Annotated in this window: 12 protein-coding genes, 1 pseudogene and 1 riboswitch; of the genes and pseudogenes, 11 read left to right on the top strand and 2 right to left on the bottom strand. The window is 47.5% G+C overall.

Annotation, left to right across the window (positions count from 1 at the left end; all coding sequences use genetic code 11):
- From DWB64_RS00070 to DWB64_RS00045, 6 genes are read left to right on the top strand one after another with little or no spacing between them, the layout of a single operon-like run.
- Complete coding sequence (locus DWB64_RS00070) at positions 1–567, top strand: bifunctional precorrin-2 dehydrogenase/sirohydrochlorin ferrochelatase (RefSeq protein ID WP_164980135.1); 567 nt, start codon at positions 1–3, stop codon at positions 565–567.
- Positions 552–1,463 carry a hydroxymethylbilane synthase gene (gene hemC, locus DWB64_RS00065; RefSeq protein ID WP_129486131.1) on the top strand — a complete coding sequence of 304 codons (912 nt, stop codon included), beginning with the start codon at positions 552–554 and terminating at the stop codon, positions 1,461–1,463. Before DWB64_RS00070 ends, hemC begins: the two co-directional genes overlap by 16 nt.
- Positions 1,453–2,952, top strand: coding sequence for a uroporphyrinogen-III C-methyltransferase (gene cobA, locus DWB64_RS00060; protein ID WP_129486130.1), 1,500 nt, complete (start codon positions 1,453–1,455; stop codon positions 2,950–2,952). Before hemC ends, cobA begins: the two co-directional genes overlap by 11 nt.
- Positions 2,949–3,929 carry a porphobilinogen synthase gene (gene hemB, locus DWB64_RS00055; RefSeq protein WP_129486129.1) on the top strand — a complete coding sequence of 327 codons (981 nt, stop codon included), beginning with the start codon at positions 2,949–2,951 and terminating at the stop codon, positions 3,927–3,929. Before cobA ends, hemB begins: the two co-directional genes overlap by 4 nt.
- Entirely contained in the window at positions 3,919–5,205 is a 1,287-nt protein-coding gene (gene hemL, locus DWB64_RS00050) for a glutamate-1-semialdehyde 2,1-aminomutase (protein WP_129486128.1), read from the top strand. Before hemB ends, hemL begins: the two co-directional genes overlap by 11 nt.
- A 21-nt stretch (positions 5,206–5,226) precedes the next feature.
- Positions 5,227–5,730, top strand: coding sequence for a GNAT family N-acetyltransferase (locus DWB64_RS00045; RefSeq protein WP_129486127.1), 504 nt, complete (start codon positions 5,227–5,229; stop codon positions 5,728–5,730).
- Positions 5,731–5,801: 71 nt separating this feature from the next.
- On the opposite strand, the gene DWB64_RS00040 is transcribed toward DWB64_RS00045, so the two are convergent.
- Together DWB64_RS00040 and DWB64_RS00035 are read right to left on the bottom strand one after the other, a co-directional pair.
- Entirely contained in the window at positions 5,802–6,377 is a 576-nt protein-coding gene (locus tag DWB64_RS00040) for a flavin reductase family protein (protein WP_129486126.1), read from the bottom strand.
- Between the two features lie 37 nt (positions 6,378–6,414).
- Complete coding sequence (locus DWB64_RS00035) at positions 6,415–7,548, bottom strand: methyl-accepting chemotaxis protein (protein ID WP_129486125.1); 1,134 nt, start codon at positions 7,546–7,548, stop codon at positions 6,415–6,417.
- Between the two features lie 197 nt (positions 7,549–7,745).
- Between DWB64_RS00035 and DWB64_RS00030 the strand changes: the two genes are divergently transcribed.
- The 5 genes and pseudogenes from DWB64_RS00030 to DWB64_RS19330 all read left to right on the top strand — a co-directional run.
- The gene (locus DWB64_RS00030; RefSeq protein ID WP_129486124.1) at positions 7,746–8,975 is read left to right on the top strand and encodes an aminopeptidase; all 1,230 of its coding nucleotides are present in this window, start codon (positions 7,746–7,748) and stop codon (positions 8,973–8,975) included.
- 148 nt (positions 8,976–9,123) lie between these two features.
- Positions 9,124–10,137 carry a hypothetical protein gene (locus DWB64_RS00025; protein WP_129486123.1) on the top strand — a complete coding sequence of 338 codons (1,014 nt, stop codon included), beginning with the start codon at positions 9,124–9,126 and terminating at the stop codon, positions 10,135–10,137.
- Between the two features lie 93 nt (positions 10,138–10,230).
- Positions 10,231–10,331, top strand: a riboswitch (SAM riboswitch).
- Positions 10,332–10,462: 131 nt separating this feature from the next.
- On the top strand, positions 10,463–11,737 hold the full coding sequence (locus DWB64_RS00020) for an O-acetylhomoserine aminocarboxypropyltransferase/cysteine synthase family protein (protein ID WP_129486122.1): 1,275 nt from the start codon (positions 10,463–10,465) through the stop codon (positions 11,735–11,737).
- 70 nt (positions 11,738–11,807) lie between these two features.
- Positions 11,808–12,986 (top strand): homoserine dehydrogenase, encoded by a 1,179-nt coding sequence (locus tag DWB64_RS00015; RefSeq protein ID WP_129486121.1) that lies wholly within the window; start codon positions 11,808–11,810, stop codon positions 12,984–12,986.
- A 459-nt stretch (positions 12,987–13,445) separates the two neighbouring features.
- Positions 13,446–13,679, top strand: a pseudogene (locus DWB64_RS19330) (hypothetical protein); the annotation flags it as partial.

The raw sequence follows: 13,679 nt of genomic DNA, 5'->3' as shown, positions 1-13,679 counted from the left end.
ATGATACCCATAATGATCGATGTGAAAGGAAAGCCTGTCTTGATTGTCGGATATGGTGCAGTCGGCAGGCGAAAAGCCGAGCTCTTCCTAACGGAAGGGGCCCAGGTCTATCTGTACGACTTGCAAGCAAGCTTAGAGACCAGTGGAATCCCAACCGTTGAAGATGTGTTTTCAGACGATACGGCCTATTTCATGGTGGTGGTGTGCACAGATGACAGGGACTTCAATCATAGGATCGTGGATCATTTTAAAAATAAGGCGCTCGTCAATGTAGCGGATTCACCTGAGGACAGCTGTTTTCACAACATGGCTAGTGTGAGGCGCGGCGAGCTGACGGTGGCTGTCTCGACAAACGGCGGTTATCCCGGAGTCGGCAAGCGCATAAAGAACGAGCTGGAAAACTTTTTTGAAGAGGATTACGGATGCTACCTCGCCTATCTTGCCGGGGAAAGAAAGAAATACCTGTCACTTGAAGAGGCTGAGAAGAAAAGACAGCTCGATCGCCTGCTTGCGATCGACTATAAGACGTATAAAAAAATGAAGGAGAGCCAATGTCTAGAGAACTGATCATAGGAACAAGGGGCAGCAAACTGGCGCTTACTCAAACCAACTGGGTTAAAAGTCAGCTGGAAAGCCATCATGAAGGGCTTAAGATCTCAATAAAGATAATCAAGACGACCGGGGACCGCATTCAAAACGTAGCCCTCGACAAGATAGGTGACCGAGGTCTTTTTGTGAAGGAGATCGAAGAGGACCTCCTAAATGGGTGTGTGGATATCGCCGTCCATTCCTTAAAGGATATGCCTGGAGTGGATACAGAGGGGCTAAAATTCGTAAAATCGCCTGTTCGGGCGGATGCGAGAGATATACTGATAGCAACCACGAAGGTCACCTCGCTTGAAGACTTAAAAGAAGGTGCTGTCGTAGGCACTGGCAGCAAGAGAAGGGCGTATCAGCTCAAGGCGCTCAGACCTGACCTGAATATCGAGGGAATCAGGGGGAATGTCGATACCAGACTTAGAAAGCTGGATGAAGGCATGTATGACGCCATAGTGCTCGCAAAAGCGGGACTTGACAGGCTCGGGATAGAGAGGGAGCATTATCTCGTACTCGATCCAAAGTGGATGCTACCCGCGCCGGCACAGGGGATTCTTGGAATTCAGATAAGGGAGTCGGACACCGAGGCGGAAAAACTGCTAGGCTCGCTTGTCCATGAAGAGTCCCATCTGCAGGCTACAGCCGAGAGAGCTTTTTTAAGGCATATCGACGGATCATGCCATATGCCGATCGGCGCCTATGCGACATTGGACGAAGGTCTTTTGACCCTTGAAGGACTATTTGGAAACGAGGACGGATCGGTGATGGTCAGACAGACGGTGAGCGGTGATCCAAGCGATGCGCAGGCCTTAGGCAAAGCACTTGCCGATGCGCTTAAAGAAAGGATGCAAACGAATGAATCCTAAAGTATATTTGGTAGGAGCGGGTTGCGGAGATCCGGAACTGATTACTGTAAAAGGAAAGCGTCTGCTTGAAATGTGTGATGCTGTCGTCTACGATAGGCTGGCTAATCCGGAACTGCTTGCTCTTGTGAGTGATTCGGCCGTAAAGATCTATGTGGGTAAAGAGGCTGCCAATCACGCGCTGACGCAGGATGAGATCAATCAGCTGCTTGTCGACCTTGCAGGATCTCACAAGCATATCGTCAGACTAAAAGGTGGCGATCCCTATGTGTTCGGCAGGGGCGGTGAGGAAGGGGTCAAATTAAGAGAGAACAAGATCGACTTTGAAGTGGTGCCCGGCATCACTTCGGCTATAGGAGGCCTCGCCTATGCGGGTATACCCATCACCCATAGGAGCTACGCCTCGAGTTTTCATGTGATCACCGGTCATTTGAAAGAGGACGAGCTTGATCACGACTGGGCAGCCATCGCAAAATATGAGGGAACCCTCGTGTTTCTGATGGGGCTGTCCAATCTCGAGCGAATCACCGGTCATCTTATGGGCGGTGGCAAAGACCCATCTACTCCAGTGGCCCTCGTGCAGTGGGCAAGCCACAATAAGCAGAAAAAACTGATCGGTACCCTTGAGGATATCACACAAAAGAACAGGTCTGCGGGGCTTAGCTCTCCTTGCCTGATCGCAGTCGGTGAAGTGATAAATGCGCATGATACCCTTGACTGGTTCACTTCAAAGCCGCTATTTGGAAGAACCGTTGCGGTCACGAGGGCAAGAGACCAGGCAAGCGATCTGGTCTTCAAGTTGAAAGCGTTGGGTGCTAGCGCCGTTGAAGTACCTACGATCAAGATCGTTCCGAGGAATGAAGAGGCTTTAGAGGTGAAGCTGAACTCACTCAAGGAATACACCCATCTTGTATTTACCAGCCAAAATGGGGTGAAATACTTTTTCGAAGGCCTTAAAAGAGTGGGGAAGGATACCCGGGCACTAGGCGATATGAAGATTATCGCCATAGGGTCACAGACTGCCGGAGCGCTTGAACACCACGGTGTGATCGCCGACCTTGTCCCTAGCGTATATGTGACAGAGGCCTTGGTGGATCTTTTAAAGCCTCAACTGAAAAGCGCGGACAAGCTGCTTGTGGCAAGGGCGATGAACGCAAGAAAGGAACTGATAACAGGTCTTGGCTCTCTTTGTGAAGTGGAAGAGATACTGATTTATGAGTCAGTAGCTGAGGAATTGAACGAGGATCAGATCGAGGCGCTCTCGATTTGCGATGCGATCACCTTCACCAGCGCATCGACGGTGAAACATTTTTTCAATCAACTCGGCGACAAGGCCCTTGATTATCTGTCATCAAAGAAAGTGGTAGCAATAGGACCCGTCACCGGTGACACCTTGAAGGGATTCGGTTTTAAAGCGTTTGATATGCCAGGGACCTACACGATTGATGGAATGGTGGATAGGTTGAGTCAACTGTTTGAGGTGGAAAAATGATCATTAGACCTAGAAGAAATAGAAAAAACGAAAATATAAGAAAGCTTGTCAGAGAAACGCGGCTTAACATCCATGATCTTGTGGCACCTATTTTTGCTGTAGAAGGAGTAGGTGTAAAAGAAGAGATCGGATCACTGCCGGAAGTCTTTCATTATTCTGTGGATGAGCTAAAAAAAGAAGCGGTCGAGCTATTCGATCTTGGCATCAGGGCTGTCCTGCTGTTTGGGGTTCCATCAAGCAAGGACTCTGTTGCGACAAGCGCCTATGATGACGAAGGTATAGTACAAAGAGCGATTAGGGGAATCAAAGAGGCGTGCCCTGAGATGATCGTGATCACCGATGTCTGCATGTGCCAGTATACCGATCATGGACACTGCGGCATCTTAAACGAGGACGGAAGCGTGCTAAACGATGAGACCCTCGAATACTTAAGCCGCATCGCTGTTTCACATGCCGTCGCGGGTGCCGACATCGTGGCGCCTTCTGATATGATGGACGGCCGGGTAGGGGCGATCAGAGCCTCGCTCGACAGGTCGGGTTATCAAGAGGTGAACATCTTGTCCTATGCCATCAAATATGCGTCGAACCTATATGGACCCTTCAGGGAGGCAGCGCATTCGGCGCCTAGCTTCGGTGACCGTAAAGCATATCAGATGGACTACCACAATAAAAGGGACGCTCTCAGGGAGATCGAACTCGATACATTAGAGGGTGCCGACATGCTGATGGTCAAACCGGCAAGCATGTATCTGGACATTTTAAGTTCGATGAAAGAGGTTTCTGATCTTCCGCTGGTGTGCTACCATGTCAGCGGTGAATATGCCATGCTCTATCACGGCGTGACTACGGGAATCGTCGATGAGAGGGCGATTTACGAGCAAATGATCGCGTTTAAGAGGGCTGGCGCCGACCTGATCATCACTTACTTCTCAAAATATCTGGCAAAAAATATGGAGGCTTATCATCATGAGTTCTAAAAGTTTATTCGAGCGTGCCAAAAATGTCATACCGGGGGGCGTGAACAGTCCTGTAAGAGCATTTAAGTCCGTCGGTGCGGATCCTATCTTCGCAGAAAGAGGGGAAGGCGCTTATCTTTTTGATGTGGATGGAAACCGATACATAGACTATATCCAGTCGTGGGGGCCCATGATTCTCGGGCATGCGCCTGAACTTTTGATGGAAGGCTTTGAAAGCGTGCTGAAAAAAGGCACAAGCTACGGCGTGCCTACTGCGATGGAAGTCGAAATGGCAGAGCTGATCACAGGACTTATCAAGCCTGTGGAGATGATTCGAATGGTCAATTCGGGCACCGAGGCGACCATGAGCGCCCTAAGGCTTGCCAGAGGTTTCACAGGACGAAATAAGATCGTCAAGTTCGAAGGCTGTTATCACGGTCATTCGGATGCGCTGCTTGTCAAGAGCGGCTCTGGCACGCTCACTTACGGCGTGCCGACAAGCCCCGGCGTACCAGCGGATGTGGTGAAGGATACATTGGTGCTCGATTACAACGATATCGATCAGGTCAGTGAGCTTTTCAATAGGGAAGGTGACCAGATCGCGTGTGTGATACTGGAACCTGTCGCAGGAAACATGGGCGTGGTGGCGGCCACTCAGGAGTTTGTAGAGGCCCTTAGAAGGCTATGCACACAACATGGAGCCCTGCTCATCTTCGATGAGGTCATTACAGGATTCAGACTCGGTCTTACAGGGGCCTACGGCTATTTTGGTGTGGAGGCTGATCTGACCTGTTATGGAAAAATCATCGGTGGCGGACTCCCAGTTGGAGCTTACGGCGGCAAACGAGAGGTGATGAACTGCGTGTCACCTGTTGGTGGAGTCTATCAGGCCGGTACGCTTTCTGGCAATCCCCTGGCCATGTATATGGGATACAAGATGCTGACCCATTTAAAAGATCACCCGGAAGTTTACCGCGAGATTGAAGCAAAGGCTGTGATTTTGGAACGTGGGCTTTCGGATATCATCCAAAATTCGGAGTATCCTCTTTCTGTTGTCAGGGTAAATGGCATGGTCTGTCTCTTCTTTACTCCTGAAGTTCCAAGAAACTACAAGGAAGTCGCGACCTGCGATACTTCTATGTACGGCAAATTCTTTAGAGAAATGCTTCAAAGAGGTATTCTTCTTCCGCCCGCTCAATTTGAGGGGTTGTTCCTATCTGCGGCACACAGCGAGGAAGATGTGGAAAACACCCTTGAAGCCGTAGGTGAATCCTTGAAAGTATGTTATAATAAGTAAAACTTGAAAAGGGGTGCCATTATGGATAGATTTACGATAAGACTCGCAAAAAGAGAAGATGCGAGAGCGATCATTGAAGTCAATCTTAAAACGTGGGAGTCCGCGTACAAAAATATCGTGGATGACGCATTCATTCAAAAAAGATGGACTGATTTCGAAGATACTGTCGCCAACTATGAAACTAGGCTTTCAGAAGACGATTCTATCGTTTTTGTCGCGGAAATCGACGGCAGAATCATTGGATTCGCCACTGCCGGTGAAGACAGGTTGGGTAAGTACGACGGTGAGCTTTATGCGATCTACCTGCTCCCCGAATTTCAGGGAAACGGTATCGGACACGCCCTATATAACAGGATCGAAATGCTATTTAAGGCCCAAGGAAAGAAGAACATGATCATCTGGTCCCTAAAAGCCAATCCCCACAGAGGGTTTTACGTGAGAATGGGCGGTGTTAAAAAAGAAGAGAAGGACATCACCATCGGCGAACAGGTGCTTCGGGAGATCGGTTATGTTTTTGAACTTTAAAAGTAAACCATCATCTTAACCACTAAAAAAGACTCATCCACAGCTTAGGCGTCGGGTGAGTCTTTTTACACTTATTTTTTCTTTTTTTTCTTCTTTACGGAATAGCCGAACGTGCCAAGCTTCTCTCCTAGGGTGTAGTAGGCCCCGTGTGAATAGGCGATGGGCTCGGCTTGGTCGAGGTGGAACTTACCGGACTCATCCATGTAACGTTCATCGGCATGCACCGCCTTCACTTCGGCGATAAACATGTCGTGGATACCGAGCTCTACGATTTCCTTCAGCTCGCATTCGATGTTGATGGGAGCTTCCTCGATCATGGGGGCGTTTACATGAGTCGCCTTGACTTTTGTCAGATTCATCTTCTTAAACTTATCGACATCCCTTCCGGATACGACTCCGCAGTAGTCTGTCGCGAAGACAAGATCTTTGGTCGTCAGGTTGATGACAAAGCTTTTCGTGCGCTTGATGATGTCATAGGAATGCCTGGATTTTCTGATCGATATGTAAGCCATGGCGGGATCTGTACAGATGGTTCCGGTCCAAGCGATCGTGATGATGTTGTGTGTGTCTTCTGAGTCTCCGCAGGAGACCATCACTGCGGGTACAGGATAGATCATCGTGCCGGGTTTCCAGGTCATTTTAGCCATAGTCGTTCCTCCAATCGGCGATCACCGCTTTATTCGGTCAGCCGAGCGTTTTGATGTCTTTAGAAATGAGTTCCAAGGACTGAGTCAGCTCATGTGAAACATCCTTCAGCTGACCAAGGTATTCCATACGTTCTTTGATGGAGAGCTGACTGTTGTTGATATGTGACTGCTGAGTGGTGATCTTGCTACTTGCTTCTACTGATAAGGTTAACATATTGTTCTTGGTTTCATCAATAGTTTTAGTCACATCTAAAAGGGCGGATTTTGAGTTGGTGAAGAGTGTCAGTTTTCCTTTGATCTGATCGAAATCCCTAGCTAATTGCGTGGTGGTCTCAAGCAGCTCATTTGCAACAAGTGTCGTATCATAAGCTGTGGCTTTTGTGAAGGTTGCAAGCTTGCCGACCTCTTTTGCGACGACCTCAAACCCCCTACCTGAATCACCTGCCCTTGCAGCCTCGATGGATGCGTTAAGTGCGAGCAAGGAGACATCGTCTGCGATGGTTTGTATCGTTGCGATAAGAGTGGTGATTTCATTCACGTTCTGACCCAGCGTTCCCATGTGTGTGAGGTCTTTGCTGATTTCCTGTTCCAAGAGGGACAGCGTATTGAATTGTTTTTCTATCACTTGGATGGATGATGCGATAAGCCCGCATGCGTCTTCTATTTTGTTGACCATTGATTTTGTAAATGAGGAGTGGTGCTCTACGGTGTTTGCGATATCACCCACATGTCCATTGATGTCCTTTGACAGATCATCGATGGTATCGCTCATCTTACAAAGCGAGTCGAGTGCTATTTCTGTATGGTGGTGATTGTCCCGTAGCCTTGTGGCGGTCGTACTCATTACTTCATACTGCCTGCTTGCGTCGTCCGCGAGCTCTGAAACGAGCTTGGTGCTGTCCTCAAGATCAGTCAGCTTGAGATTTAAGACTTCGTTCAGATCATTCGCCTTACTTTTGCTGATTCCACCGAAATAAGCAAAAAGACCAAGGAAGATCGGCGCGCTTTCCACCATAAAAAGCAGTGGATTGTCATGATGAATCGAAGTTATGGAATCCAATGTCAAGGGAAGACTCAGTCTGATGAGTTCAAACGTGATCGCCCCCAAAGGAAACGCACATCCGAAAAGTGCTCCGATAGCCGTATAATTTTTTGTAGTCCTGTTCCACATAATAATCACCTCCAGTTCTAGAATACCCTACGCGAAGGGGGGGCGCAAGTTGAAATATTTAAAATTGTTAAACTATTATTTATATGGTCATCCAATCTTGAAAAAAATCAATTAAATAAGTGGACGACCTTGAAAGAATACGGAGAAAACGTTATCATTGAAGTACCGTAAAAATATTTTTATACAGGAGGATTAGGATGTCTTTTCAAGAAAAACTAGCGAAATATGCCGACCTCGCAGTACGTGTGGGTGCTGGGGTCAAAAAAGATCAGGAAGTCATTGTCAACGCACCGATCAATTGTTATGAACTTGCACGTTTTGTGACTGCAAAAGCATATGAGGCAGGTGCAAAGAGAGTCGTTGTGGAATATGGCGATCAGCACATTACCCATGCGCTTCTTAAAAACGCTTCTGAAGAAGTGCTTTCCGATTTTCCTCAGTGGAGAGTTGACGGGCTGCTTGGAATGATAAGAAAAGGTGCCGCCATCATTTCGATCGTTTCTGCAGATCCGGAACTTATGATGGATATCGAACCTAAGAAGATGGGCCTCTTTCAAAAGGCCGCTGCACTCGCATCGGAAGAGTACAAGAATTATGTGATGCAGGGAAATACCTGCTGGACGATTGTCGCCCATGCCAACGCTCCTTGGGCGAAAAAAGTATTTCCAAAATTAGAAGAAACTCAAGCGATCGACGCGCTATGGGATAAGATCTTCGAAGCTACACGCATGCACGAGCCAGATCCTGTAAAGGCTTGGGAGAACCACTTGAATCTTCTGGATGATAAACTTGAACTTCTAAATGGCAAGAACTTTGTAAAGTTCCACTATAAGGCGCCTGGCACCGATCTGGTTGTCGGAATGCCTGAGAGCCACAAGTGGATCGGCGGTGGTCAGCTCAGCCTAACAGGCGACAAGTTCCTTCCTAACATACCGACAGAAGAAGTGTTCAGCACACCTCACAAATATCAGGTGGATGGCACCCTGGCTTCGACAAAACCGCTTGTTTATGGCGGAAAGCTGATCGAGAACTTCTCCTTCACGTTTGAAAAGGGTAAAGTGGTCGATTATAAGGCTGAAGTCGGACAAGATGCTCTAGCCAATCTATTCGCAACGGATGACGGTTCGATGTACCTAGGTGAAATCGCGATCGTTCCCCATGACTCACCGATTTCCAATACGAACGTGACCTTCTTCAACACGCTTTTTGATGAGAACGCATCATGCCACTTCGCATTTGGAAACGCCTATCTTCTTTCTGTGGAGGATGCGGACAAACATTCCAAAGAGAAACTGGATGAAATGGGTGTCAACCTGTCGCTTTCGCATGTGGACTTCATGGTAGGTTCAGGTGAACTGAACATCACAGGAACAACAGCCAGTGGTGAGGAAATCATCGTATTTGACAAAGGCAACTGGAAAATATAGAAACTATTGAAGAAGTGCGAGTGCACTTCTTTTTTTTTGAATAAATTGAATATCGCATGCTTCTACGAGTGGAAAGGGCACTTTTGGGGTAGTAAACTATGATATAATAGCAAAGGTGTTTCTTATCAAATTGAAAAGGGGTTAAGTGATGAAACAACTTGAAAAACAACTTATAAAGATGGAAGAAGCGGATTATGAACTCCGTCAAGATATTATGAACCGCGGTGAACTTTTTGCAGGCTACCATCCCGAGATACGGGCTCTGCATGAGAAGAACGCCGCCTTTGTCATGAATTACGTCAAAGACAACCAGTGGCCGGACTTTGCAAAACTGAGCGAAGAGGCTGCAGAGGCGCTTTTCATGGTGATCATCCATGCGATAAGCATGCCTGATTTCATGCGTGGGGCGTGGGATTTCTATAGTTTGAAGAAGGATCCTGTCACAAAGAGCTACGCTGCGCATATGGCCGATCGAATCGCATTTTTTGAAAGACGGCCTCAATTATACGGCACTCAGTGGGACATCAGCCTCATAGGAGAAACAGTACTGTGGGAAGTGGAAACCCCCGACCTGCTCGACAGCCGCAGAAAAGAAAACGGTATGGCCGAGTTCGAGGAGATTGATTTCGCCCTTATTGAAATGGATCTTGGAATGGGCTTGAAACGTCAGATCGGCCAGTACGACTTCCTATACCAGACAAAGTGGGTGTGCCCTGAAGACAACCACATCATAAGGCTTTTGCACTTTTACCGTGACTATGAGTCGGGCTTCATCATGGGGCCCAAATACAGCGCGGCCCATCATTTAGGGACTTTGGCTTTGAAAGAACCTACGATTGATCTTGTCATGCCGCTTCAGCATAAGGAAGCCTTTGACCAGTTCAATGAAGCAAATGGCGTCACAACGGTGCAAAAAGGTATGAAGTCTGGATCGTATGCGATCAAAGATGACTTGGGGTACCTCCATTTTGAGGTCATTTTTATCGAGTTCACAGAAGGTGACGATAATTGGGAGCTTGCCGGTTCAAAGCTTGACTTAGGGCTAGCCACTTGTCATACGGTCAACGGATGGTTGTTGACCCCTATCGCGATTTTAAAAGCGGCAATCCTAAAATGGGTAACCCTTGACGAGGATACGATGCAGAGGCTCAGAGCCCTCTAACCATGTTGATCTGATATATCATTCTTATATCTAATATCTATCACAAAACCGCTTGCTTTTGTAAAGTTAGGCGTTTATAATCCTATTAATCATTACTTATCGAGAGAGACCGAGGGACTGGCCCTATGACGTCCGGCAACCTAGCAATAGCTGTGGTGCTAAATCCAGCAGGTCAACAGCCTGGAAGATAAGGTATAAGAAAGTTCAATGACTTCTTGTAGCCTGCTACAAGAAGTTTTTTTTTATTGACGATCTTTTTAAATTATCAGGGATTTATAAATTGCCGTAGTGAATGAGATAGCGATTGAATATCAGGAGGATACACATGAAGAATGATTTCAGGTTTGAGACATTACAGATTCACGCGGGACTTGTGCCCGACGCTGCGACAAAGTCGAGGGCGCTTCCAATCTATCAGACATCGAGCTATGTCTTTGACGATGCTCAGGATGCGGCGGATTTGTTCGCACTTAAAAAATTCGGGAATATCTACACCCGTCTGACGAATCCGACCACAGACGCCTTTGAAAAAAGAATCGCCGCGCTTGAAGGCGGTGTCGCAGCAGTTGCGACGGCTTCAGGCATGGCTGCCATCTCGTATGCTGTGATGAACATCGCGGCAGCGGGGGATGAGATCATCGCTGCCAACACCCTTTATGGCGGTACGTCAACTTTATTCACCCATACCTTAAAACGATTTGGAATTACAAGCAGATTTGTAGGTCCTGATGATTTTGACGCCTATGAGGCTGCCATCAACGAAAAAACAAAGGCGATCTACATCGAAACAATAGGAAACCCTGGAATCAACATTCCTGATTTTGATAGGATCGCTGACATCGCAGCAAAAAACAAGCTGCCGCTCATTGTGGACAACACCTTTGCCACACCATACCTTTTCAGACCTATAGAACATGGTGCCGATATTGTCATCCATTCTGCGACAAAGTATATCGGCGGGGCAGGAACTTCAATCGGCGGTGTGGTTGTCGACAGCGGAAAGTTCGACTGGACGGGTGGCAGATTTTCTGAGTTTACGACACCGGATCCCAGCTACCATGGACTTGTATACCATGAGGCATTTGCAAACCTTGCCTATATCGTTAAGTTGAGAGTCACTCTTCTTAGGGATCTGGGTGCTTGCCTTTCGCCCTTCAATGCCTTCTTACTGGCTCAAGGTATAGAGACCTTATCGCTAAGAGTAGAAAGGCACGTCGAAAATGCCAGAAGCATCGCAGAATTTCTTGAAAACCACCCTGAAGTCGCATGGGTAAAACATCCGTCGTTAAAATCACACCCGGACTATGAAAGGGCGACAAAATACCTTCCTAAGGGAGCTGGAGCGATTTTGACTTTTGGAGTAAAGGGCGGTTACGACAAGGGTGTCAGAGTGATCAACCTGCTAAAGCTATTCTCGCATCTTGCCAATGTAGGTGACGCCAAGTCACTTGTCATCCATCCGGCGTCTACCACCCATCAGCAATTGAGCGCTGATGAGCAAATCGCCGCAGGAGTAAGACCTGAGCTGATCCGTCTGTCGATAGGAATAGAGAATGTGAATGACCTGATCGATGATTTAAATCAGGCCTTATCAAAATAAGACTTAACACTTAAGGGGTAAAAGCGTATCATAGATATAATAAGTTGGTGATGTCAAAGGAGAAGAACATATGAAGTTGGGATTGTTAGGTTTTGGAACAGTAGGCAGCGGAGTAGCGGACATTGTAAAAAAACATGAGGATAGGCTTTTGACGCTTGTTGGGGAAGCCGTATCGGTGAAAACAGCGCTTGTGAGAAATCTGGACAAGTACGCAGGCACACGTGACGATGTGCGGTTTACCACAAATGCGGACCATATCGTCGACGATCCTGAAATTGATGTGGTGGTTGAAGTGCTTGGCGGTATCGACACGGCCTATGCCTATATCAAACGCGCACTCATCAATAAGAAACATGTGATTACAGCCAATAAGGCAGTGATAGCCGCCCATTATCCAGAACTTCAAGCACTGGCAAACAGCAACCATGTGAATCTTATGGTAGAAGCATGTGTCGCCGGTGGAATTCCTGTCATATCCACGCTTGAAGAACATCTGCTTCATGGTGAATCAAGGGGAATCCACGGCATACTCAACGGAACAGGCAATTTTATCTTATCGAAGATCGAGCACGAAGGCGGCTCCTTTGATGAGGCCCTGAAGGTAGCTCAAGAAAACGGCTATGCAGAAGCCATCCCCGATGACGATGTAGACGGCTATGACGCCGCAAGAAAGATCATCATTTTGACAGCACTCGCACATGGCACGCTGCTATCCCTCGGTCAACTCTGGATAGAAAGCCTGCGTCAGGTAGCTCCAGTGGATTTCGAACAGGTGAAAAAACTGGGCTGCACCATCAGATACGTCGCATCAAGCAGCCATCACGGCACTGGCGTATCGGTTCTTGTAAGACCGGTGATAGTAAAAAAAGCAAGCGACTTCGGTCAGACCGAGGGGGTGGACAACTGCACCGTCTTCGAGCATGAAAACCTAAACAGGCTCGTACTTAAAGGACCCGGTGCAGGAAAGCTTGCAACGGCCAATGCGGTGCTTGCGGACCTTGTCAGGCTTAAAGGTAAATCAGCGGGGTACAAACCTGTCTTTACCATAGCGACCGAAAAGTCAACCTTTGAGACGAGTACCTATTATGTAAGAACGAGTGAGGCGATTCTGAGAACGCTTGAAAAAGAGTATCCTGCAACCGAGCTATCGGAGGGATACGCTCTTGTGAGCACGAATGACCCTGTAGGTCTTAGACAGGTGATAGACAAAATGGATTCCAAAGCGTTTCTCGCACAGTGGTTGGTATGAGGACTCCCTAAGAAGATGAAGTAAAAAGCACCGTTCGACTGAACGGTGCTTTTTTTATGTGCGCCCAGCATGGGCGCAATCCAACGGGTGCAAGTCCCGAACACGCCCTAGTAGTGGGAAGTGTATAGCTTAAGGCAAGGGTGTCGCGGGTGACTGCGAATCTGAAGGAAGCCGGCGGCAAATCTCTGGTCTGACGAACAGAAATCACATCAGGCAACGGTTAAGGATAAGGCTGCATAACATGTCGAAGTCCAATAACTACTCGGAATTAACCGCTGTAAATGTGGCAGATGTATGGAGAGAAGGATTGCGCTCTTACCTGGGGAGATCTCATGGACGGCTAAAGCATTATAGCGATAGACGGTTGAAATAAGATTTGCCATGAGAAGTCAGCCGAGACCATAGTAGTGGCCATGTCGACGTGACCATGAAGGGTTGAACCTAAGGAGGTGAAAGTCAATGAATGTTACCGAAATCGGGACGAAAGAAAGCAGAATACATCGTAAAAACGATGGCTCCTGTCAAAGAGATAGTGCGGAACACAAAGGGTATGACAGAGCGCTTACCGAAGAGAGGATAACTGAAAACAACATCACCGACGCAAGCAGTGAAGAGTATGGCCTATTGGAACAAATTCTAGACCCTAATAACCTAAATAAAGCCTATAAACAAGTGAAGAAAAACAAGGGGGCG

The organism is Fusibacter sp. A1 (assembly GCF_004125825.1).
Taxonomy (GTDB): Bacteria; Bacillota; Clostridia; order Peptostreptococcales; family Acidaminobacteraceae; genus QQWI01.
This window is presented reverse-complemented; position numbering and strand designations above follow the sequence as displayed.